We start from the raw sequence: 23,395 nt of genomic DNA on the forward strand, positions 1-23,395 counted from the left end.
AACCCGACAGTACTGTGGATGCCTGGGCCATTTTATTTTTGATCATCCTGGTGGTGGGAACCGCCGTGTTCTGGGTTAGCCACCAGTAAAGCAGCGGGTTGATTGAACCTCGATTGAATATCTAATTGCCACTATCATGGCGCTCTATGTTCAAGGTTCAGACAACCATGTTGAAGGTTCTGATGGCGTGTGTGTGGTTGCTGGGGTCGGCGTACGGGGCAATCGCCCAGGCTGCGTCGGTGGTGTTTCTCAACCCTGGCCGGTCTTCGGAAACCTTCTGGGTCAGTTATGCGCAATTCATGCAGGCCGGCGCCAAGGACCTCGGCCTGGATTTGCGTGTGCGCTATTCCGAGCGTGACAACCAAGTCACCCTGGCCCATGCGCGAGAGGCATTGCTGGGCACTGAACGACCTGATTACCTGGTGCTGGTGAATGAGCAATACGTTGCCCCGCAAATCATGCGCATGGCCCAGGGCAGCGGGGTGAAATTACTGATCGTCAACAACGCCCTGACGCCCGACCAGACGCAGCTCTTGGATGCCTACCACGACACCCGGTTGATCGGCAGCATGGTCGCGGACGACGAGCAGGCCGGCTACCTGATGTTGACCGACTTGTTGCGCCAACACGGGCCGATCGCTTCTGGCGCAACGCTGGACCTGCTGGCATTTTCCGGTGCCAAGACCACACCGGCGGCGCAGTTGCGTGAACAGGGCCTGCGCCGCGCCCTGGCCGAACATCCGCAAGTGCGCCTGCGCCAGTTGGTCTACGGTGAATGGAACCGCCAGCGCGCCTACGAACAAGCCACGCAGATGCTCAAGCGCTATCCACAATCGGCCCTGGTGTGGTCGGCCAATGATGAGATGGCATTGGGCGCCATGCAGGCCCTGCAAGACAGCGGTCGGGTACCGGGCAAGGATGTGTTGTTCAGTGCGGTCAACAGTTCGCCGCAGATCCTTGCAGCACGCCTGGACGGGCGCCTGAGTACGCTGGTGGCGGGGCACTTCACCCTGGGCGGCTGGGCAATGGTGTTGATCCATGATGATGCCAAGGGTGTCGATATCGGCGCGCTTGGCGGTCGCAACCGCCAACAGGCCTTGTTCCAATTGATCGATGTTGCCCAGGCACGGCGCCTGATGGGGCCCATGCGGTCGGTGGAATTTCGCGCACTGTCGGCGGTGGGCAAGCCCCCGTCCTACCGTTACCCGTTCAGCTTGCAACTACTGCTGCGTTAAACCCCGGCCAGGTGCAGCACCAATTTGACGATGCCAAATAAGGTCAAGGCAAACACCACCGTAAACAGGATGCCCAGCATTACAAAGTGGCTAGGCTTGCCGTGGGTAAAATCGCGGGCGCGGTTCTTGCCGCTTTGCACACCAAAAGCCGCCGCCATCACGCTGTGCAGCATCTGCCAGAAGGTCGGCGGCTTGTTATCGATTGGGTCGTCCATACAGCCCTCGTCAACGGGGTCATCGTACAGAGCATAGACAATCGGTTACGGCTTATCTTGGGCTGAGCACCTCCAGACCCAGGAATAGCTGTTGGTCCAGCGGCGGCTTGATCTCGGCTTTCTCCAGGTTGACCACGGCCCGGTTGTCGGCACGTGCCCGCTCGATCAGGTCCTTGCGGGTATACAGCCGTTCAGCTTTGGTTTTCAGATGCCCGAAGTCAGGGCTGGCAGGCGGCTTGTCGGCCGTCGCGTAGTGGAAGTGGGCGTACCACAGCACGGCGTCCTCACCTTGTTTGCCTTCCCTGATTTTGCTTTTATCGCGTATCGCATACTCGGTCAGGTAGTCCCCCGCTTTTAACGGGACACGGCTGCGGACCAGGTTGATGTCGACAAAACCGTGTCGCCATAAATAGGCCACATGGGCTGCCCTGGGGCGCTGCAACTTGTAACCGAGGCTGCATGCCTCGCGTGCTTGCCGGGTGGCGGCGGCGGCCTCTTCCTGGTAACGGTCGATCAGCTCGGTGGCACGGGCGTCTGTGGCATGGTCGCGCTTGAGTTCTTCAGCCAGGGTTGTGAATTTTTGCGCATGTTGCGTCAGCATGACATCCCATTCATGGGGGGCCAGGCTTTCCAGTCGGCTGGGGTCGTTGAGTTTGCGTTGTTGAAAATGAATACTGCGATCAATTCCCGCGCGCTCGTCTTTGACCGTTTGTGCCTGTGCCTCTATTGCCCTCAGTGGGCGCTTAAGCGCCACCTCAGCAGGCGGTGCGGCGCGGGCTGGCTCTACGACATTCCAGAACCCCTCACTGGCGTGTTCAAGGTAGGTGGCGAGCGTCTTGCCGGTCAGCGGGTCTTTGATATCGACGAAATTGCCTGGCGCATCCGGCTGGCCGACACGCAAGTCTCCTACCAGGGTCCTCCTGTCGCGGGTGGTGATGACTCTGCGACTCGAGGCTTTGAGTCGCGTGGCGCTGTCGGGGGGCGTGACAGGGGCAAAACCCTCCTCGACCAAAATCGAATGGGCCAGTTGGGTTTCAAGGCTGGTGCGGGCTTGGGCCAGATGTTGCAGGAAGGGCTCGCGGTATTCTTCGCGAATAAACCCTGAACCCATTTCAGTCAATGAGTTGACGGCGTTTTCCAATTGCTCATAGCGCTCCAGGACACTCTTGAGTACATCGATCTGCTCTAGGGTCGAGTAGCCGCTGGTCGTCATCATTTCCGTATGCGCCGACAGGCTGGTTGCCGTGCGTGGGTCGGTCAGTTCACTGACGAAAGGATACTCCGCCAGCTCCCTTGAGCCGTGCGCACGGTTTAATACCAAGTCGATAAACACCAGCAGCGCATGTTGCTTGATGATCACTGAGTGGATGTTTTGATCGGTGGGTCTGTCTTGCAGTAAAAACTGACGTGTTGCCGGGGTAGCTTCCTTGAGCAGCGTCTCGATTTTTTCTGCGGGCTCGATCATGTGTTCGAGCGCCTGGACCTGGCGTTTCTGCAGGTTGATGTAGTCGTCGTAGGCGTCGGTGATGTCATTGGGCAACTCCTGCTTAGTGCGCGCATTCAGCTCGTCATAACTTTCGCCGCGCTCGGTCTCAAGGGTGTCTGACATTCGTTGGGAGAGAGACTCATAAAGCCCGCCCCAGAAGCTGTAAAGGGTTTTGATGGCCCTGTCCCGCGCGCGCTCGTGGGCCGGGTCAGTCCTATCCAGGCTCATCAGCTCGTTGGCCTTGGCCTGGATTTTTTTCATCAGTTCGACAACGGGTAGCCCGTGTCGGCGCTGGTTGTCCAGGGCAATATCCCACTGGATCCTGGCCTGTGCGGTTGCAATGCGGCGTTGCTCATGACGCTTGACCACTTCGGCGTGCAGTTTCGGAATGCTCTTGGAACTGGCCAGCAGCAACCAATCCTTGCGCAGGTTCTTACTCTGTTCGACCAGATTGGTACGGGCGATCGTCAGGGCTCTTTCAGAGGTAAAAGAGGCACCCATCAAGGAAAACATCGTGGCGTTGAGCGCAGTGAGCTCTGAATTCAGAGTCCGCAGGCGTTCGGCACGTTCCTTTTGCCAGGTACTCAATCGGTCACGGGGCATGCCGCCGTTGAGCCTCGCGTGGCGGTCAAGGCGCCAATGTCCTTGGCCGTCGCTTATCAGCCTGAAGCCTGGATGTTGAGGATGTTTGGGGTGCACCAGGTAGACCTCGCCGAACCCCGGTGTCACGCTGACTTGGAACAGCAGCCCGCCAAGGCTGGCGTGCCAGACGCCGTCAATGCGGTAGAGGCCCTTGAGTGCACCGCTCGCTTGCGGGGCCGGCAGTGACGAGGGCCAGGGCACCTGAATATCGAGCATCGCTCTGAGCCGTTCACTGGCTTGAGGGCTGGCCAGGGACCGGCTGAAGTCCAGCACCGTATCACCCGTCGCCGGCGGCTCACCGGGCAGCGACACCACGCCCTCGCGTATCGCTGGCAGTTGTTCCGCTTCCGGCGTGCCCGGGGCACGGCGCCAGGCTGCCAGTCGCAAACCACGGGCCTCTGTATCAGCTTCCAGTAACGGCGTGCCAGACGCGGATGCGCCATGCAGCAACACCATGGCGGTATTGAGCAGCAGATCGATCAATGCCGATTCACGCGTAATCGGGTCCGTGCTGTCCAACCCCGCCAGATCCTGCTCCAGGCTGGCGACCAGCACCAGAAACCAGCCCGCCAACATGGCTGGGCCGCGTACCAGCGGCAGCAACAAGGTGTTGAACAGCAACCACGCACCTTCCATCAAGACGGCCCAGCGGCTTTCGGTGTTGGAGACTGATTCACGGTCCGCCAAATCGACCAGCGCCCGCGCTGTACTGCCGAACAGATGATTAAGCAGTTGGCCGTTGACCTGCGATTGCAGCCATTCACCGGCACCCTCATCAACCGCCAGGGTCGCCGGGGCGGGTTTCTCGGCCAGGCTGTATTCATCGCCGGGCAGGAAACGAATGATGTGCGGTTCCTTGATACCTCCGTGGGCGTAGATGGGGCGGGCTTTCTCCGATAACCAGTCCAGCACGCTGTCCTGCAACTCGCCTGGCTGGGCAATGGCCTCCAGCAGCGCCTGGCGAGTGGGGTATTGATGCAGGGCATCGGCATACAACGGTCGATACAGCAAATGTGGGCCCGCACTGATATCGCGTGGCTCGATGATGAAAATATTGCTGGCTTGATCCGGCGCAGCCCCGGTCTTGCGGCACAGGGCCAGCGGGCGCAAGACGATCTCCTGGCCGTCAACGATCCTGTCGGCAGGCATTTGCGCCATCAGCGCCTTGACGTACCGATAACCGGTGACGGTCATGCCGTGCTGCTGGCGAATCTTGTACTCCAGTGCCTGCATCGGCAGATGGACCTTGAGTTCCCGAGTAAACAGCGACTCCCTGCGGCGAGCATCGACCGTGTCGGACAACAACAGGTCTTTGAGGGCTTCGGGGTAGGTGGTGCCGATATCGACGCGCCGGATCAGACCGCTGCTGCCCAACAGATAATCTTCGTTCAACCAGCCTGGCAACGGTGTTGTCGTCCGGGAGGACAGCGCTAACGTGCCAGAGGGCTTGCCAGCGAGGTTCTTCAGAGCCAGTTCCGTCAGCGACATGCGCACATGCTCGACAATTCCGGCTCCCCCTGGATAACCGGCGGCCACGGTGAAATCCAACAGCACGGCATCGGGGTCGACGTCACCATGATCAGCCTGCATCTGCTTGCGTAGCGCGGCCCGGCTGAACGTGTGGATGTTTTCAATGCCCTCGTTGAACGCGCGGCCCTGGTTTTTTTGCAGCACCTGCGCCATGTCCTGCAGATGGCGGTGGTAGGCAAATCGATCAGTATTGTCGGCTTGCGCGAGCCATGCCGGCAGTCGCTGGCTCACGGCATCGAGCCGTTCGGCGGCGGCGATCGGGACGTCGGTGAAATAGCGTGCCGGATCGGTGATCTTCTCCAGGTGCTGCTCAAGGGTTTTTTCGTCTTGACCCTGGAAAGACAGGGTCTCCAGGTCTTCCAGGTGTGTATTGAGGATCAGCCCCGCCTGTTGCTCAAACACATTGGCGACCGGCTCGTTGCGCCGCCAGGTCAGGCTGTCGAATCGGAACTGCTCCTGCATCTTCGCGCCCCAGGCCTGGCTGAACGCCGCCAGTGAGTCGAACGTGTCGATCTTGCCGGCCACGCTGTACAGCAGCAGCTGTTTTTCACGTACCAGCAGCAGATCTGGGGTGAGTACGCGCACGGTTTTGCCGGCGTCGGCGAGCGTGGTTTCTATGAAATACACATAGGTGGCCGGTGAGGAGCGGGGCAGGCGCTCACGTTGTGCCGGCCAGGCGGCGACCACCGTCAACATGTCACGCTGCGTGTCGGTCAAGGTTGAAGAACCCGCCGCCGCCGCGGTCATCCGACCGTTGAGGAACTCGCTGAGCCACTGCCAGCGACTGTTGCCATGCTCGTCAACCTGGCTCCAGTAGTCGGCCAGCTCATGCTGCATGTACAGATAGAGCGAGGCTGGCAGCTCGTCTATGATCTGTGCGATGACTTGCATGTCGAGACCCGGCAGGCCCTCGGGCTTGATCACTTCGGGTGGCGTCTGGGTGAGGAAGTAGGGACGCTCGCGCACGGAGTGCAGGTCAAGCGTCTGCGGGTTCAGCACATGGGCGATAGCCACTTCCATCAATGCGGGATAGGCGTAACCGCCGGATGGCTGAGGGCTTGCCAGTTTGACCGTCTGCCAGTCCAGCTTCAGCGACGGGTAGCGTTCCAGAATACGCTCGCGCAGGGCGTTCAACAGCACTGAATACAAGGCTGGGCGGGTGGCGAAACGCGCATGTACGGCCTGGGCGGGTAATTGGCGAAAGGCCAGGGTTGACGCGGGTGTAATGGGTTCGGGCATGACGAAATCCGTTTCCTGTGTAAAACCGGTTGTTCTGAGCTGCCGGCCCAGCGGACCGGGAATCGGTCCGGCACAGGAAATCGCATTTGGTCATTGCGGGTGCGGTAGGTGATTACCGCGAGCCTATCAGTTGGGGTGCCAACAACTCTGCACCGTATATATTCACCACCGAGCAGCGTCTGGACGGTGATGTTCTGTCATTCCCAATCACCGGAGTGACCGAATGTCTGATCTACCCACCCAGCGTGTCGTTGACAAGCAACCTGCGGCGACTTCAGGTTATGTGCGGGAATGAGCCTGATGAAAATCAGGCTGACAGGCTGTGTGTATTTTGCCATTGGCGACAAGTACAGCGACCACCGCAGGACTTGGCCGTCCCCAGGCGGCAGTTATGGCAACAACTGGCCGATGAGCCGGGGCATGAGCGCTTTTTCCATTTGCTCGAACGACTGCACGATACCGAGGCGTACGGGGATGCGGCGGCTGATCAAGGGCCAGCGTTTGCTGGGGCTGTCCCGACAATTGTTAAGGAGGTGCAGGCATTACAGGCAACTGTCACCGTAGCGCCACGGCCCGGTCCGGCATCGCCGCAACCGGGGCCGTCGACACGGCGGTATCGAGCCGGGCAGGCCTTCAGTTGTCGTAACCCAGGTTCGGCGCCAGCCAGCGCTCTGTCACGCTCAGGTCCTGGCCTTTGCGTGCGGTGTAGCTGGTCACCTGATCCTTGTCGACTTTGCCCACCGCAAAATACTGCGCTTGCGGGTGGGCAAAGTACCAGCCGCTGACCGCCGCTGCCGGGAACATCGCGTAGTGCTCGGTGAGGAATACGCCGCTGCGCCCGGCGTGCATTTCACGCGCCTCTGGGTCCAGTAGTTGAAACAGCTGGGCCTTTTCTGTGTGGTCCGGGCACGCCGGGTAGCCGGGGGCAGGGCGAATGCCGCTGTATTGCTCTTTGATCAGCGCCTCGTTGTCCAGTTGCTCGTCCTTGGCATAACCCCAGTGCTCTTTACGCACTTGCTGGTGCAGCCATTCGGCGCAGGCTTCGGCGAGACGGTCGGCGAGGGCCTTGACCATGATCGAGTTGTAGTCATCGCCGGCGTCCTGGTAAGCCTTGGCCACTTCTTCGGCACCGATGCCGGCGGTGGTGATAAAACCACCGATATAGTCGGTCACGCCGCTGTCCTTGGGCGCGACGAAGTCGGCCAGGGAAAAGTTCGGCTTGCCGTCGGTCTTGATGATCTGCTGGCGCAGGTGATGCAGTTTGGCGATGGGCTCGCCGTCGTCACCGTAGACTTCCAGATCATCGTCCTGCACCTGGTTGGTCGGCCAGAAACCGAACACCGCACGGGCGCTGATGAGTTTTTCGTCGATCAGTTTCTTGAGCATTTCCCGGGCATCGGCATACAGCGCGGTTGCCGCTTCACCCACCACTTCATCGGTGAGGATGCGCGGGAACTTGCCGGCCAGGTCCCAGGAGATGAAGAACGGCGTCCAGTCGATGTATTCGGCGAGGACGTTGAGGTCGATATTGTCCAGCACCTTGGCGCCGGTAAAGGTCGGTTTGACCGGGGTGTAGCTGCTCCAGTCGAACTGCGGCTTCTTGGCGATGGCCGCCGGGTAGCTCAGGCGCTCGGTGCGTGCACTACGGTTGGAGGTGCGCTCACGTACGTCGATGTATTCCAGACGGGTCTTTTCGACGAAGCCGGCCTTCAACTCCTTGGACAGCAACTGGGTGGCCACGCCCACGGCGCGGGAGGCGTCGGTGACGTAAATCACCGCGTCATTGCTGTACTTGGGCTCGATCTTCACCGCCGTGTGCGCCTTGGAAGTGGTGGCGCCCCCGATCATCAGCGGCAGGTGGAAATCCTGGCGCTGCATCTCGCGGGCCACATGCACCATTTCATCCAGAGACGGGGTGATCAGGCCGGACAGACCGATGATGTCGCACTTCTGCTCCTTGGCTACCTGCAGGATCTTCTCCGCCGGTACCATCACCCCCAGGTCGACGATGTCATAGCCGTTGCAACCCAGCACCACGCCGACAATGTTCTTGCCGATGTCATGCACGTCGCCCTTGACCGTGGCCATCAGGATCTTGCCCTTGGCTTCGGGCTTGTCGCCTTTTTCCAGCTCGATGAACGGGATCAAGTGCGCCACCGCCTGCTTCATCACCCGGGCGGATTTCACCACCTGGGGCAGGAACATCTTACCGGCGCCAAACAGATCGCCGACGATGTTCATGCCGGACATCAGCGGGCCTTCGATCACTTCGATCGGGCGCGCAAACGACAGGCGCGATTCTTCGGTGTCTTCGACAATGTGCGTGGTGATGCCCTTGACCAGCGCGTGTTCCAGACGTTTGTTGACCTCCCAGCCACGCCATTCCTCGGTCTCGGCTTCCTTGACGCTGCCGTCGCCCTTGTACTTGTCGGCAATCGCCAGCAGGGCGTCGGTGCCGTCCGGCGTACGGTTGAGTACCACGTCTTCGACGGCGTCACGCAGCTCGGCGGGGATCTGGTCGTAGATCTCCAACTGGCCGGCGTTGACGATACCCATGGTCAGGCCCGCACGGATCGCATGCAGCAGGAACACCGAGTGGATCGCTTCGCGCACCGGGTTGTTGCCCCGGAACGAGAACGACACGTTGGACACGCCACCGGAGGTCAGCGCGTAGGGCAGTTCATCCCGGATATAGGCACAGGCATTAATGAAGTCGACGGCGTAGTTGTTGTGTTCTTCGATGCCGGTGGCGACCGCGAAGATGTTCGGGTCGAAGATGATGTCTTCCGGCGGGAAGCCCACTTCATTGACCAGGATGTCGTAGGAGCGTTTGCAGATTTCTTTCTTGCGCGCTTCGGTGTCAGCCTGACCGGCTTCGTCGAACGCCATCACCACCACCGCCGCGCCGTAGCGCTTGCACAGCTTGGCGTGGTGAATGAACTGCTCCACACCTTCCTTCATGCTGATGGAGTTGACGATCCCCTTGCCCTGGATGCACTTGAGGCCGGCTTCGATCACCTCCCACTTGGAGGAGTCGATCATGATCGGTACGCGGGAGATGTCCGGCTCGCCGGCGATCAGATTGAGGAAGGTCACCATGGCCTTCTTCGAATCCAACATGCCTTCGTCCATGTTGATGTCGATCACCTGGGCGCCGGCTTCCACCTGCTGCAGGGCGACTTCCAGGGCTTCGGTGTAATTGTCTTCGCGGATCAGGCGGGCGAACTTGGCCGAGCCCGTGATGTTGGTACGTTCGCCGACGTTGACGAACAACGAACTGCGGTCGATGGTGAACGGCTCCAGGCCCGACAGGCGGCAGGCCTTGGGAATGTCCGGGATCGGGCGCGGCGCGTAACCGGCCACAGCCTTGGCGATGGCTTCGATATGCCCAGGCGTGGTGCCGCAGCAACCGCCGACGATGTTCAGGAAGCCGCTTTGGGCGAATTCTTCGATGACCTTGGCGGTTTCTGACGGCAGTTCATCGTACTCGCCGAATTCGTTGGGCAGACCGGCGTTGGGGTGCGCCGAAACGTGGGTGTTGGCCTTGTTCGACAACTCTTCCAGGTAGGGGCGCAGTTCACTGGCCCCCAGGGCGCAGTTCAAACCGACCGAGATCGGCTTGGCGTGGGCCACAGAGTTCCAGAACGCTTCGGTGGTCTGGCCCGACAGGGTACGGCCGGAGGCGTCGGTGATGGTGCCGGAGATCATGATCGGCAGTTCCACGCCCAGTTCCTCGAACACCCCTTGCACGGCGAAGATCGCGGCCTTGGCGTTAAGGGTGTCGAAGATGGTTTCGATCAGGATCAGGTCGGCGCCGCCTTCGATCAGGCCCTTGGTGGCTTCGGTGTAGTTTTCCACCAGCTCATCGAAGGTCACGTTGCGGTAGCCGGGGTTGTTGACGTCTGGCGACAGCGAGCAGGTGCGGCTGGTCGGGCCCAGTACACCGGCGACAAAACGCGGCTTGGCCGGGTTCTCGTGGGTTTTGGCGTCGGCCACCTTGCGCGCCAGGCGTGCGCCTTCCACGTTCAGTTCATAGGCCAGTTCTTCCATGCCGTAATCGGCCATGGAGATTCGCGTGGCGTTGAAGGTGTTGGTTTCAAGGATGTCGGCGCCGGCGTCCAGGTAGGCTTTTTCAATGCCGCCGATCACGTCCGGGCGGGTCAGCACCAGCAGGTCGTTGTTGCCCTTGACGTCGCTTGGCCAATCGGCGAAGCGTTTGCCACGGTAGTCCTGCTCCTCGAGCTTATAGCTCTGGATCATCGTGCCCATGCCACCATCAAGGATCAGGATGCGTTCCTTGAGGGCTTGGTGAAGGGCTTGCAGGCGAGCGCTACGATCGGGCATGGGACTACTCTGGTCAGGCATTACGGAGGGCGTGAATCATAGCAAACCTGTGCCGATTTGGAGCATGTCCGGGTTGTGCATGAATATCGCTCATGTTGCTGGCGGTCATGGCCCGGTAGAATCACCGCCATTTCACAGACCGCACGCCTTGAATCGGGACCCGATACATGTCACTTCGTTTGATCGTCAGCGCCGTCCTGGCCTTGATAGCCAGTACTGCGCAGGCAGAGGGTCCCGCTTCGGCGATTTCCTATACCCGCGATATCCAACCGATCTTCACCGAGAAATGCGTGGCCTGCCACGCCTGCTACGACTCCGCCTGCCAGCTCAACTTGGGGAGCGCCGAGGGCGCCGCACGCGGGGCAAGCAAAATGCCGGTGTATGACGGCGAGCGCAGCCAGGCCACGCCAACGACGCGTTTGTTTTATGACGCATTCGGGAAGCAGGCGTGGCAGCAAAAGGGCTTCTATTCGGTGCTGGACGCCCAGGGCAGCCAGGCTGCGCTGATGGCGCGCATGCTGGAGCTGGGGCACAACGCGCCGCTGGCGCCCAATGCCAAGCTGCCCGACAACATTGTGCTGGGGCTCAACCGCGAAAATATGTGCGCAACGCCCGGCGAGTTCAGTGCCTATGCCGGCGCTCACCCCAAGGAAGGTATGCCGCTGGCGGTCACCGGCCTGACCGATCAGCAATACCAGACTTTGCAACGCTGGCTGGCCTCCGGCGCGCCGATTGACGAGCAGGGCCTGGCGCCGAGTGCCAGGGAAGCGTTGCAAGTGCAACAGTGGGAAAACCTGTTCAACCAGCCGGGCGCCCGGGAAAGCCTGGTGGCGCGCTGGCTGTTCGAGCATTTGTTCCTGGCGCATATCTATTTCGAGAACGGCGAGCCGGGGCATTACTTCCAGTGGGTGCGTTCGCGTACGCCCAGTGGCCAGCCGATTGACCTGATCGCCACACGCCGCCCCAACGACGACCCAGGCACCCAGGTGTACTACCGCCTGTGGCCGGTGCAGGGTGTGATCGTGCATAAAACTCACATCACTTACCCCTTCAGCGCGGCGAAGATGGCGCGGATCAAGGCGTTGTTCTACGGCGGCGACTGGCAAGTCACGGCCTTGCCAGGCTATGGCCCCGGTAGCCGGGCCAATCCGTTCGCGACATTCGAAGCCATTCCGGCCAAAGCGCGCTACCAATTCATGCTCGATAACGCTGAGTACTTCGTGCGTACCTTCATTCGCGGGCCGGTGTGCCGTGGGCAGATCGCTACGGACGTGATCCGCGATAACTTCTGGACGCTGTTCCAGGACCCCGACCACGATCTGTACATCACCGATGCGCGTTATCGCGGCCAGGCCACGCCGTTGCTGGCCATGCCTGGGCAGAATGACGACGTGGGCAGTGTGCTGAGCCTGTGGCTGGCCTATCGCGACAAGCGCAACCAGTACGAAGCCTTGCGCCGTGACAACTATGCAGACCTGCCGGCGCCGAGCTGGTCGACATTGTGGGCGGGCAATGACAACGCCTTGTTGAGCATTTTCCGCCATTTCGACAGCGCCTCGGTGACCAAGGGCCTGATTGGCGAGGTTCCGCAGACGATGTGGCTGTTCGACTACCCACTGCTGGAACGCACCTATTACCAGCTGGCGGTGAATTTCGATGTGTTTGGCAACGTCTCGCACCAGGGCCAGACCCGCCTGTATTTCGACCTGATCCGCAACGGCGCCGAGCAGAACTTCCTGCGCCTGATGCCTGCCGACACCCGCGAAGACTTCATGGACGATTGGTACCAGAACAGCGGCAAGCTCAAGCTGTGGCTGGACTACGAAGCGATTGACGATGACAAGGCCAGTGGTTTGCACCTGAGCGAGAAGGACCCCAAGCGTGACTTCGCCAACCAGTTGCTGACCCGCTACGGCCATTTGAACGCCAGCCCCGACCCGATCAACCGCTGCAGCGGCGCGTTCTGCTCCCGCGACGGCATCGACCCGGCCTTGCAGGATGCCGAGCAAGCCCTGAGCCGCCTGACCTCGCGGCCGGCGGCGGGGCTCAAGGTGATCGAGCAATTGCCCGAAGCCACCATGCTGCGCATCGAAACCGCCAGCGGCAAGCGCGAGGTCTACAGCCTGCTGCGCAACCGTGCCCACAGTAACGTGGCGTTCCTGCTGGGTGAGGCATATCGCTATCAGCCGGGCCTGGACACCGTGACCATCTACCCAGGCGTGCTCAGCAGCTACCCGAACTTCATGTTCAATATCCCGGCCCGGCAAGTGCCTGAGTTTGTCGCGCAGATGGAGCAGGCCAAGGACGCCAAGAGCTTCGAGAAAATCGTCGACCGCTGGGGTGTGCGCCGCAGTCACCCGCTGTTCTGGCAGTACTTCCATGACTTGTCGCGGTACATCCACGAAACCACGCCGGTGGAAGAGGGCGTATTGGACATGAACCGCTATGAGAACCTATAACTGCTCGCGTTGCGCTGGGCCATCGAGCACAGGGCAATAGACCCCTACGCAATGATAGCGGTGTGCATCGCTGTCATTGCGCTGGGCGCATGGGCCAGTTACCAGGTGTTGGAGAAGGCTACGCATCGCAGGCTCAAACATTGGTTTGGCATTGATGATGCGTTACCCATCAGGCAAAAGCATTAGGACTGCCGTTTGGCGGCTCAGGGCCTCACGTACTTCCAGTAGGCTTTACCATAGTCCATCAGCAACTCGGTCCCGGCAGGGATATCCCGCCAAGCGACTATGAACACCATGTATTTGCCTACATACACGGCGCCGACATTTTCGATGCCAACGTCGGGCAGATTGGGCACCTTGACCGCATTGATCAGGCTTAGCGTGTTGCTGTTACCGTGGCCGCTGATAGTCGCGCCATGAGTGTGGGTCTGGAATAAATACGTGCCGACGGCCGCTTCACCTTTTTCCAGTATCTCGGTATTGATCGAGGCTTGATCAAGGTGCAGCTTGCCGGTATACGGCCCAAGGACATCGAAGCGTTTTATATCGGTTCTGGCTACGACCGACAGGCCACGCTCTGGGCCCTCCTGCAGTTTCTTGACCTCCAAAAGGCGATCAAGCCGGCGATGATGATTGCCTTCCTTGGCGATCCATTCACGGATACTCTTGGTTGCAGCCTCTTTGACTTCGACGTATTGCAGGCCGGTGAACTCGTCAAAAAACTGGTTGGCGTCGGTGATCTCTATTTTTTGCAACGGACCTTCAAGTTCAAGGGTCAAGCTGCGCCTGACGTCGTTGGGGTCTTGCAGAATTGGCGCATTATTGTTGATTTTATGATCAAAAGACGCCGTGATTGAAGTGGATCGGCGCCGCGTGGGTGTGGCGCCATCGTCCAGCCGCGGACGTTTTGAGCTACCTGCCGTGGGGGGCGCAGGCCGCTTCCTGGCCACGGGCTCGTCCACCGGGCTTCGTTGTCCGAACAGCCACCTTTCTCTACCGGCGCGGGTCATGCTGCCATTGTCATTGACGTAGTCACTCCAGATAACCGGGTTGAGGTTGTTCTGCTCGACAAATGCGTGCATGGACACCCTTGAGTTGGTGGCGTTGTAGTGCTTGTTCCACGCTTGCAGGTGTTCGGGTTTCAGGTCGTCGAATTGTTCACCTCTGGCGTATTTGGCGAGTACTTTGCCTGCCGCTCGATAGGTGCCATCAATGTTTACATGCTCGGCAAAGGCCACCGGGTCCAGGTTATGGTCGGCGGCGAAGCCTTCAAGGGTGAGGCTGTTGCGCTCGCGCTGGGACGCCTTGCTCCAGTGCTCCATATGCTCGTAAGTGACGCAGGTGCGGGCGGTCCCTGCACGGTCCAGCATCTTTCGCCCTCGGGGTGTCAGGGTGTTGCGGCTGTTGACGAACTGCCGAAAGGCGCTGGGGTCCAGGTTGTAAGTGCTGACGAAGTTGTCCATGGTTTTTTTCAGGGCGTCTTCACTGGCCTCGGTCCATTTCAACAGCACTGAGGGCGTTACCACGCTTGGCGCATCCGGCGCGCCGCCCGCGAGCTTGATCGGGCCTGAATACCAATGACCAGGCTCCACCGACGACAGCGTGATCGACAAATCGCGATTGCTCCTCGGATTGACCAGTACGATAGAAAAGCTGGTGTCGGCGCCCGCGGCGGCCTCCTGAATGAACCCATAGGAATTGTCGCGAACCTGGTACACCGCGATTTTGCCCTTGTCATCAACATTACAGATGAACTTCTGGTTGTAGTCCGCTCGGGAGAAGATACCGCGTGCGTCGGGCTTGAGGCCTCTGATCAACTCCGGGTCAACCGCGTACTGACGAATCAACGGGCTGCTGTTGCTGATGACCGTGATCGGCTCTCTAAAGCGCGGCCCGAAGGCTTTATTGGAGGCGGTATCGATCAAGCGATAATCCGGCGCCTCGAGGCTGCCGACGTTGCGCATCGGGACATTGGCGAAGCCGTCCACGGTAAACAGTTGATCGCCCGCCTGCAGCGGCTTCCAGCTGTCAGGGTCAACCGAGCGTATGTGCCTTGCGGCGATCGTCCCATCGCGCAGCTGGGCAATACCCCGTTTTGCCTGGCGCATCAATTTATGTCCCAGCTTGAGCAAACCAAAGCGCGCGAGCCTGAGCAGGCTGGGCAGGGCGGCCAGGGGGTTGAGTTCTTGGAGCGTGGCAATTACCAGCTTCCCGGTCAGTTTCGCGAGCTTAGGCAGCGCCAGGCGCAGCCCGGTCTTGCCTGCGTGGATGAGCAGGCGGGTGGAGCCGGCCACATACCGCCCTACCGGCAACGCGAAAGCTACGATGTCAATGAACAGGCCGGCGACGCCTGACTTGATGCGCTGGGGATCACCGGAGGCGATGTCGTCGATACCGCCCCAAAACGGGATAAAAATCTTGCCCCAGAACGCCAAGTCTTCGAGTACCTCAGCGGGAATGTCTACCTCCCGCGTGTCTTTGCGGGTTTTTTCCAGGAGGGCTTGCTCATCGCAGAAAAACAGCTCGCGGGCAATCATGCTTGCCAGGGTTTCACTGCGCGGCGCATACAGCGTGTTGGGCGCGAACGATTGGATGCGCGGCCCTGCGTCGATGCCAGGCAGTGTCTCGCCGACTTGTTCAACGATCAACTCAGCTTTTTTGCCTGGCCTGGGCGCTTTGTTCTCGCGGTAAGCCTCTCGATCAAACGGTACTTCGGTGGCCAGCCTGTACTTGTCCCAGCTCATGGCGTCGCGTAGCTCTACCACTTTGCCGTTTAGCGGTAGGCTTTGCAGGTCTTTGCGTCGACGCAGCAGGCCGGCGAAGGGGAATACCTCGATGTAGATGGCATGGAGGGGCGAGCGGGGCTTGGCGATGCGTAGGATAAAACCTGTCCGGTAACGAACGGCATCGGTCTTGGCTTTGGTTTCATATTCGATGGGCACCTTGTCCAGGGCTTCTCTTAATGAATACACGGTGATCTCGTCCTGATCCACATCCAGGGTCGCATTGCCCAGGTGCGCAAGCAGTGACTGGATTAAGGTCTTGTAGGCGTTTCTCGGCACCTCAAGGGCTTCGCGAAAGGCTTTCTCGTACTCCATGTCCGAGACAAAGCGCCAACGGCTGGGCAGTTTGAGTTTGAGGTTCTGAATTGCGTTGAACATCTCATATTCATGCTGCTCCAGGGCGGTGACGGCCTGGGTGAGCTCATCGCGTGAGTGGCCCGACGATCGGCTGGCGATCAGACCGTTGGCCTGTGCCCATTGCACGGTGGGGCCCAACTTGGCCGCTGCGACCAGTGCCTGTTGTTTGATGTCATCGCCGCTGGCGCGAAAGTGTTCCGCCGCCAGGTTGAGCAATTGTTCGAAACTCATGTGGCGCGATGAACCCGGTGCAATCGTTTCGGCCAGCAGAAAGCCGCTTCTGAAATTGACCCAGGTACTGGTGGCAGCGTAGGGCAGGTCATCGGGAATATCGGCCACCCAGACTTCGCTGGCAACATTGGCCTTGAGGACGCACACCGCCAATTGTGCCGCGTCAGCGCTGATCGACAAGCTATGTTCATAGCGGCTGATCAAGGATTGGCGGACCGACGAATAAGACGCGCCAGGCGCGATGAATAGTTTCAATTCGTTGTCGATCAGCGAGTCGGTGCTGGGAATGATCGTCAGCCACAACGCGCGCCACAGTAATTTCACCCTTACCGGGTCTGGGCAGATTTCGTCCTTCTGGCTGCCATACCAGTCCAAGGCCTTGGCAATCCGTTCGCCCAGTGCCAGGTTATCGGGGCTATTGAGCAATTGCTCGAGCAGCACGGTGGGGGTGGTGGTGAGCATGTCCTGTTGTGAGGCGGTAAATGTTTCGGGCAATACATGACGGAACAGCGATTGACGGGTTTGTGTTTCGATCTGGCGGATAATCTCCATGATTTTCTGGTCGGCAGGCGCATCCAGCAAGTGCTGCAAATCGCTGAGGTTGCCTTCGTGTCCGAGTTTTTTCAGGGTGTGATGTTCCTGCAAGACAGCGAGAACCGCTTTCCACTGCTCGCGGGTTTTGGGCTGTGCCGGGATGATCGAGTAATACTTGAGCACCAGATCAAACCGCACCGAACCGTCGCTTTTGAGGCCGTTACCCACACGCCGGTTGATATCCAGCAACACGTCGGCGTCGATGTACCAATAGGTGGGCATATGGCGCAGGATGACCGAATGGTCGGCAATGCTGAACGTTTCGGCAGGGTCGGGTATCGGTGAGCGCGTGCTGCTGAACAGGGTGGAGAGCAGGTCGTAAAGGAAGTCCCGGCCGATAATGGAATCATCCGGTTCGGGCTTTTCCCGCAGGAAGCGCTGAAAGTCTTCATCGGCTTCCAGCTTTGCCAAGACTCGAAAGGCTTCCTTGCACTCGCGATGCAGTTCGCTGTTGTGCGGGGGGCAGTAGTACACCTCGGCGGCGGATGCCGTCAGCGAGCCTTGTGTCGTCACGAAATCAATCAGATGGTCCAAATGCGCTTGCTGTTCCGGCAAGCCCTTGAAATAGAAGCTCTGCAATGCGTTATTCATTCAATCCTCACAATCCGTAGTCGAAGAGGATTCACTCTATTGAGCCGGGGTTTGCGGGGGGGCTATATAGGTAGGCACAGGTTTTCGCAGAAATGGCCAGGTGTCACGATGCGTCAGGCCAACAGGAACAGGTCTTTCCCGACAAAAATACTCGGACTTTGTACCTGCGTAATAATTTGGCGTAAACTGCGGGCAAGCCTGTGAGGAGTTTCCATGACTGCCATAACCATTACCGACGCCGCCCACGATTACCTGGCTGACCTGCTGTCCAAGCAGAACACCCCGGGTATCGGCATCCGCGTCTTTATCACCCAGCCTGGCACCCAGTACGCCGAGACCTGCATTGCGTACTGCAAGCCCGGCGAAGAGAAGCCTGAAGACACCGCCCTGGGGCTCAAAAGCTTCACCGCGTACATCGACGCCTTCAGCGAAGCCTTCCTGGACGACGCCGTGGTCGACTACGCCACCGACCGTATGGGTGGCCAGTTGACCATCAAGGCCCCCAACGCCAAGGTGCCGAACGTCAACGCCGACAGCCCGGTCAATGAGCGTATCAACTACTACCTGCAAACCGAGATCAACCCGGGGCTGGCCAGCCATGGCGGCCAGGTGAGCCTGATCGACGTGGTGGATGACGGTATCGCCGTACTGAAGTTCGGCGGCGGCTGCCAGGGCTGCGGCCAGGCGGACGTGACCTTGCGTGAGGGCATCGAGCGCACGCTGCTGGAACGTATTCCTGAACTCAAGGGTGTACGTGACGTGACTGACCACACGCAGAAAGAAAACGCCTACTACTGAGTAAGGTGTTCACTGCGAACATAAAAAACGGCGCCCCGTGAGCGCCGTTTTTTATTATTTAAATTCATAGAGTTGCAAAATATATCTGATAAAGCAGATCAAGTGTGGGAGCTGGCTTCAGGGGCGATAGAGGTGCGCATGCCCTGCGCGGTACAGCGACGACTCGCTGAAACTGTCACTGGACAACACCCGGCCCACCACAATCAACGCTGTTCGCCGAAACCCCTTGGCCGCGACTTTCTCGGCAATGTCACTCAGCGTGCCCACCACCCAGTCCTGATCCGGCCAGGTGGCACGGTGTACCACGGCAATCGGGCAGTCTGCGCCATAGTGCGGCAGCAGCTCGGCAACGATTTTCTCCAGATGATTGACCCCCAGATGAATCGCCATCGTGGTGCCATGCCGCGCCAGGCTGTCGAAGTCTTCACCGGGGGGCATGCGGGTTTTATCGGCGTAACGGGTCAGGATCACGCTTTGGGCGATGTCCGGCAGGGTCAGTTCGGTCTCCAGCAGGGCCGCGCACGCGGCGACCGCCGTGACCCCTGGAATGATCTGGAAAGGGATGCCCAGCTCACGCAAATGGCGTATTTGTTCACCAATCGCCCCATACAGGCTGGGATCACCGGAGTGCACCCGCGCCACATCCTGGCCTTGGGCATGGGCCGTCTTGATCAGCTCGATGATTTGTTCCAGGTGCAGCTCGGCGCTGTTGACCACCTGGAGCGCCTGATGACCTTCCAGTACGGCGGCGGGCACCAGCGAGCCGGCGTAGATGATCACCGGGCAACTGCGGATCAGCCGCTGGCCCTTGACGGTGATCAATTCCGGGTCGCCGGGGCCGGCGCCAATAAAGTAGACGGTCATGAAAAATCCTGTTGAGAAACGAGCGAGCATGAACAACGCTCATGATCGAGAGTGGCAATTATCGAGATTTTAACCGGCGCAGGCTAATGCCAGGGTCGCTTGGGTATTTTTCTTTCGCGGGATCAGCAGGCGGGCAGGGCTGTCGGACAGCTGTTCGGCCAGGGCCAGGGCGGCGCTTTCGGCCACGCCGTAACAGCCGGTGTGAGCAAAAGCCAGCGCTGAGCGATAGCTCAGCCGATGTTCATAGCCCGCCAGTTGTTCCGCGTAGAAAAATTGCAAAGGCAAGTTCAGGCACTGGGCCAGGGCCAGCATCCCGGGCTCATCGCGTTTGGGCTCAATGCTTGCCAGCGCCGTAATGTGTGAGCGCTCAATGCCGGCCTCGGCCAGGGCGCTGTCGAGCAACGCCAGCAGGCTGTGAACCTCACAGCCCCGCTGGCAGCCCAAGCCGACAACCAGGATCATGCCGAGTATTGGTCGTCGCGGTTGCGGCGGAACAACCAGGCGCTGATCAGGCCCAGGGCCAGCCAGAAAGCGACGTTGGTCAATTGCGAGGCGATCTTGAACTGCGCTTCGAGCGCCTCCGGGGCCAGCATCGAATGTACCTCAGGTTGCGGCGCGCCGATGACGTGGGGCACGGCAAGAATCGCCAGCCCAAGGCCTTTCAACAGCCAGTTGTGGCCGAACACGATCAGCGCCAGGCCGGCGGCGGTGGAGGCTGCGGTGCCGATCCACCAGGTCTGGCGCAGTGTCAGGTCCGCCGCCGCAGTGCCCGGCAGTTCCGGTGGCAGGCCCAGGGTGGGGGCCAGTACAAAGGTCGCGTAGCCGGCCAGGCCCCAGAGCAGGCCTTGGGCGGTGCGGGTCGGCGCACGCAGCGTGTAGAGGCCGGCGAGCATCAGTGCAAAGCCTACGGCCACCACCAGGTTGCCTCCAGTGGTGGACAACACACGCTGCCAGCCATCTTCCGGCTCCCAGGCTTGGGCATCGTGGCTGTGGGCAGCAGCGCCAGCGGCGTGCTCGTGCACCATTTCGGCGGCTGGCGGGGCTTTTTCAAAGCTTTCCGCTTGCAGGATCAGCGGTGCCACCCAGAAACTTTGCAGCAGGGTCAGCAGCAAGGCAGCCAAAAGCCCAGTGAACCCTGCGGTTTGCGCAATACGCTTGATCATGTCGGCAGCTCTCAATGGCACGGGAACGCGGCGCTGTGGCGGGTATCGTGGGCGGCGTTGTGCACTGCCTCGATATGCGAGAACCCGGCGAAATACACCAGGCACGCGCCAAGGATCGACGCACCGATGGCGGCGGTCAGGCGTTGGCTGAGGGTGGCGGTGCTAGTGGCGGTGTGCGAAGTGCTGCTGATGATCGACATGGCGCGTCCCTTTCAGGTGTCAGGGTGAAACGAGCGCATGAAAACCCCACGCGCCAGGCACGCAGGGTTCGAACAGCGCCCGCCCACCGCGGGTTTGTTATCTGAAGTTTTCGGGCCGGTCTCCGGGCTTGCGAGGGGCGGCTCTGGAAAGAGTCCTCCTGAAAGCATCGCCTTCCCATGCACAAGCACAGTGGCCATGACGCTTCGCTCGCTTACCGTTGCGGGGGCAGCACCGGACTGGTCATAGGTCTATGACGCACCGGTTTCCCGTTTCACCCTGTGAAGGGCACCCGAAACAAGATGTGTAGGAGAGCATGGGTTAAGGAGGCCGTCAAATGGAGGTTTGATGGCGCTCAAGGTTCGCACTTTCAAACACTGCCGTGCGGGTAGTGCATCAGGAGAGCTGATCAACCAGGATAGCGGGACTCAACCGAGCTGTTTAGTTGTGTGTACCCAACGTTAACACGATCAAATCGTTGGTCTTGTTTGCCTGGAATACCGAAGAAACCGATGCCAATGTCCAATCGCTTGAGTAACTCTTCGCGCTTGAGCACTTCTGCGGCCACACCACGTTCTTGAGGAGTATAGATTTTGTTGCTTTCGACCTCACCGGCAGCTTGTTTCAGCTCGTTGAAGTTCACGAATCTGTCACCGCCTCCATACTCGTCGAAATGCTTTCCGACCAGGGCGATCAGCCCCCGATCACTGAGGTGGTGATAGTCTCGCGACGAAATTGCGAGTTCATCGCGGGTGATAGCTCCGTCCGTTTTGTCTGCATTGGCCAATTGTGCGAACAAGTCTCTGCGCTTGAGGACTTCCTGGGCAATGTCTATCTGGTCCTGCGTGAGGAGCGTCCCGTGAAGTGGCACTCCGTCCGCCACTCTCTGCAGGGAACTGCGGGTGATCTCACCAGAACGCGGATCTACCATCGCCCCGTAATGTGCCTGCAGCGCCCGTGCGAGCTCCTCGGGATGCATGAGGTCCGCAGAGGTTTGAAGGGAGGCTGCCTGCGCCGCTTCACGTTTGTCGAGTGCGTGTGCGCCGTCCGGTGAGGCGTCCAGGGTCGGTGAATTCCAGTGCGTGTTCATTTGGCTGGGGATTGATGTCAAGGATCTTCTCCAATTCAGTGAGTTTTTTGCAAGGCATGTATGAGGTGTCTCGTTATTAATGTGGTTCTAATCGCTCAGCGGTTCCGCAGCCATTGCTGCGCGCTTGTTACAAAGTCTTTGGGTATTTAGGGAGGTATCGCCGATGACGGGTGATATCCATTAATACAAAACGCTGAGATTGACCCGCTGTCACTCACTGCGTAGCCTTGCACCTTCGAGGTTCTTCGGCCCAGGCCGAAGCTAAGAAGGGAACGCGGTTCAAGCCGCGGCTGCCCCCGCAACTGTGAAGGGTTCAGTTGACTGCCACGCCACTGCCGATAGGGCGGGAAGGCGCAGTCAGCGTTGGTCGCAAGACCTGCACACCCCTAGCCAGGAGACCTGCCTCGCGACTGATTTTCCAATTCAACCGGGCGGGGTGATCCGGTGACGAAATCCGCTGCTGCGCGCCGCCGCAGGGCCTGTCGTCCCGTATGCCCGCCCCAAAGGGCATTCGATGAAAACACTGGCTAAACTTCCCGTCACCATCGTTACCGGCTTCCTTGGCTCGGGCAAAACCACGCTGTTGCGCCATATGCTCGACAACGCCCAGGGCCGTCGCATTGCGGTGATCGTCAACGAGTTCGGCGAGTTGGGCATCGACGGTGAAATCCTCAAGCAGTGTTCTATCGGTTGCACCGAAGAAGAAGCCAATGGCCGCGTCTACGAACTGGCCAACGGTTGCCTGTGCTGCACCGTGCAGGAAGAGTTCTTCCCGGTGATGCGCGAATTGGTCGCCCGTCGCGGTGACCTGGACCATATCCTCATCGAAACCTCGGGCCTGGCCCTGCCCAAGCCGTTGGTGCAAGCCTTCCAGTGGCCGGAAATCCGCAGCGCCTGCACCGTTGACGCGGTGATCACCGTGGTCGACAGCCCGGCCGTGGCCGCCGGTACCTTTGCCGCCTTCCCGGACCAGGTCGACGCCCAGCGCAAACTTGACCCGAACCTGGACCACGAGTCGCCGTTGCATGAGTTGTTCGCCGACCAACTGGCCAGCGCCGACCTGGTGATCCTCAACAAAAGCGACCTGATCAGCGCCGAAGACCTGGCCCGCGTGCGCCTGGAGGTCGCCGAAGAACTGCCGGCCGCGGTGAAGATCATCGAAGCCAGCAGCGGTCGCCTGCCCCTGGACGTGCTGATCGGCCTGGGCGTCGGATCCGAGGAACATATCGACGGGCGTCACAGCCATCACGACCATCACCACGAAGGTGAAGACGACCACGATCACGATGCCTTCGACTCCGTCTCCATCGACTTGCCCCAAGCCGATGAGGCGCTGCTGCTCGACGCCCTGACCCAATTGGTGGTGCAGCACGGCATCCTGAGGGTGAAAGGGTTCGCCGCGATCCCCAACAAACCGATGCGCCTGCTGATCCAGGGCGTGGGCACGCGCTTTGACAAACACTTCGACCGTGCCTGGGGCGCTGACGAAGCACGCACCACGCGCCTGGTGCTGATCGGCCAGGAACTGGACGCCGCCGGCCTCGAAGCGCAATTGCGCGCTGCCCTCAGCGTTTAA

General features: G+C 60.0%; 13 protein-coding genes and 2 riboswitches. Of the genes, 4 read left to right on the forward strand and 9 right to left on the reverse strand.

Annotation, left to right across the window (positions count from 1 at the left end):
* Positions 1-167: 167 nt before the first annotated feature.
* Positions 168-1,235, forward strand: a complete 1,068-nt coding sequence (locus BMH52_RS06345; RefSeq protein WP_060767570.1) for an ABC transporter substrate-binding protein — start codon at positions 168-170, stop codon at positions 1,233-1,235.
* Here BMH52_RS06345 and BMH52_RS06350 read toward each other — a convergent pair.
* From BMH52_RS06350 to metH, 3 genes are all read right to left on the reverse strand, one after another.
* On the reverse strand, positions 1,232-1,450 hold the full coding sequence (locus tag BMH52_RS06350) for a DUF2970 domain-containing protein (protein WP_019820265.1): 219 nt from the start codon (positions 1,448-1,450) through the stop codon (positions 1,232-1,234). The two genes, BMH52_RS06345 and BMH52_RS06350, sit on opposite strands and share 4 nt — an antisense overlap.
* A 52-nt stretch (positions 1,451-1,502) precedes the next feature.
* Positions 1,503-6,347, reverse strand: a complete 4,845-nt coding sequence (locus BMH52_RS06355; RefSeq protein WP_073843195.1) for a dermonecrotic toxin domain-containing protein — start codon at positions 6,345-6,347, stop codon at positions 1,503-1,505.
* Between the two features lie 633 nt (positions 6,348-6,980).
* Positions 6,981-10,691, reverse strand: coding sequence for a methionine synthase (metH, locus tag BMH52_RS06360; protein ID WP_073843197.1), 3,711 nt, complete (start codon positions 10,689-10,691; stop codon positions 6,981-6,983).
* Between the two features lie 167 nt (positions 10,692-10,858).
* Here metH and BMH52_RS06365 point away from each other — a divergent pair, with 167 nt between their 5' ends.
* A complete protein-coding gene (locus BMH52_RS06365; protein WP_073843199.1) occupies positions 10,859-13,150 on the forward strand; it encodes a fatty acid cis/trans isomerase in 2,292 nt (763 codons plus the stop codon).
* A gap of 203 nt (positions 13,151-13,353) precedes the next feature.
* Here the strand turns inward: BMH52_RS06365 and BMH52_RS29505 are convergent, their stop codons facing one another.
* Entirely contained in the window at positions 13,354-17,706 is a 4,353-nt protein-coding gene (locus BMH52_RS29505; RefSeq protein WP_073843201.1) for an SET domain-containing protein, read from the reverse strand.
* Positions 17,707-17,919: 213 nt separating this feature from the next.
* Here BMH52_RS29505 and nfuA point away from each other — a divergent pair, with 213 nt between their 5' ends.
* Positions 17,920-18,504, forward strand: coding sequence for a Fe-S biogenesis protein NfuA (gene nfuA, locus BMH52_RS06375; RefSeq protein ID WP_003190728.1), 585 nt, complete (start codon positions 17,920-17,922; stop codon positions 18,502-18,504).
* A 117-nt stretch (positions 18,505-18,621) separates the two neighbouring features.
* Here the strand turns inward: nfuA and cobM are convergent, their stop codons facing one another.
* The 5 genes from cobM to BMH52_RS29255 all read right to left on the reverse strand — a co-directional run bounded on the left by cobM (position 18,622) and on the right by BMH52_RS29255 (position 21,840).
* Positions 18,622-19,368, reverse strand: a complete 747-nt coding sequence (gene cobM, locus BMH52_RS06380) for a precorrin-4 C(11)-methyltransferase (RefSeq protein ID WP_072434493.1) — start codon at positions 19,366-19,368, stop codon at positions 18,622-18,624.
* 69 nt (positions 19,369-19,437) lie between these two features.
* A complete protein-coding gene (locus tag BMH52_RS06385; protein WP_014718276.1) occupies positions 19,438-19,830 on the reverse strand; it encodes a cobalamin biosynthesis protein in 393 nt (130 codons plus the stop codon).
* Positions 19,827-20,531: a CbtA family protein gene (locus BMH52_RS06390; protein WP_014718277.1), complete on the reverse strand. Its 705-nt coding sequence runs from the start codon at positions 20,529-20,531 to the stop codon at positions 19,827-19,829. Before BMH52_RS06390 ends, BMH52_RS06385 begins: the two co-directional genes overlap by 4 nt.
* A gap of 11 nt (positions 20,532-20,542) precedes the next feature.
* Complete coding sequence (locus BMH52_RS06395; RefSeq protein ID WP_003190735.1) at positions 20,543-20,731, reverse strand: CbtB-domain containing protein; 189 nt, start codon at positions 20,729-20,731, stop codon at positions 20,543-20,545.
* Between the two features lie 95 nt (positions 20,732-20,826).
* A riboswitch (cobalamin riboswitch) is annotated at positions 20,827-21,040 on the reverse strand.
* 98 nt (positions 21,041-21,138) lie between these two features.
* Positions 21,139-21,840: a hypothetical protein gene (locus tag BMH52_RS29255; protein ID WP_177345076.1), complete on the reverse strand. Its 702-nt coding sequence runs from the start codon at positions 21,838-21,840 to the stop codon at positions 21,139-21,141.
* A gap of 200 nt (positions 21,841-22,040) precedes the next feature.
* A riboswitch (cobalamin riboswitch) is annotated at positions 22,041-22,241 on the forward strand.
* Positions 22,242-22,333: 92 nt separating this feature from the next.
* Here BMH52_RS29255 and cobW point away from each other — a divergent pair.
* Positions 22,334-23,395, forward strand: a complete 1,062-nt coding sequence (cobW, locus tag BMH52_RS06405) for a cobalamin biosynthesis protein CobW (protein ID WP_072434496.1) — start codon at positions 22,334-22,336, stop codon at positions 23,393-23,395.

Source organism: Pseudomonas sp. BTN1 (genome assembly GCF_001907715.1).
Lineage (GTDB): Bacteria > Pseudomonadota > Gammaproteobacteria > Pseudomonadales > Pseudomonadaceae > Aquipseudomonas > Aquipseudomonas paracarnis.

Bases quoted from the DNA above. Each gene is read 5' to 3' on its own strand.
- BMH52_RS06345 (WP_060767570.1), top strand. From the start codon at position 168: ATGTTGAAGGTTCTGATGGCGTGTGTGTGGTTGCTGGGGTCGGCGTAC.
- BMH52_RS06350 (WP_019820265.1), bottom strand. From the start codon at position 1,450: ATGGACGACCCAATCGATAACAAGCCGCCGACCTTCTGGCAGATGCTG.
- BMH52_RS06355 (WP_073843195.1), bottom strand. From the start codon at position 6,347: ATGCCCGAACCCATTACACCCGCGTCAACCCTGGCCTTTCGCCAATTA.
- metH (WP_073843197.1), bottom strand. From the start codon at position 10,691: ATGCCCGATCGTAGCGCTCGCCTGCAAGCCCTTCACCAAGCCCTCAAG.
- BMH52_RS06365 (WP_073843199.1), top strand. From the start codon at position 10,859: ATGTCACTTCGTTTGATCGTCAGCGCCGTCCTGGCCTTGATAGCCAGT.
- BMH52_RS29505 (WP_073843201.1), bottom strand. From the start codon at position 17,706: ATGAATAACGCATTGCAGAGCTTCTATTTCAAGGGCTTGCCGGAACAG.
- nfuA (WP_003190728.1), top strand. From the start codon at position 17,920: ATGACTGCCATAACCATTACCGACGCCGCCCACGATTACCTGGCTGAC.
- cobM (WP_072434493.1), bottom strand. From the start codon at position 19,368: ATGACCGTCTACTTTATTGGCGCCGGCCCCGGCGACCCGGAATTGATC.
- BMH52_RS06385 (WP_014718276.1), bottom strand. From the start codon at position 19,830: ATGATCCTGGTTGTCGGCTTGGGCTGCCAGCGGGGCTGTGAGGTTCAC.
- BMH52_RS06390 (WP_014718277.1), bottom strand. From the start codon at position 20,531: ATGATCAAGCGTATTGCGCAAACCGCAGGGTTCACTGGGCTTTTGGCT.
- BMH52_RS06395 (WP_003190735.1), bottom strand. From the start codon at position 20,731: ATGTCGATCATCAGCAGCACTTCGCACACCGCCACTAGCACCGCCACC.
- cobW (WP_072434496.1), top strand. From the start codon at position 22,334: ATGAAAACACTGGCTAAACTTCCCGTCACCATCGTTACCGGCTTCCTT.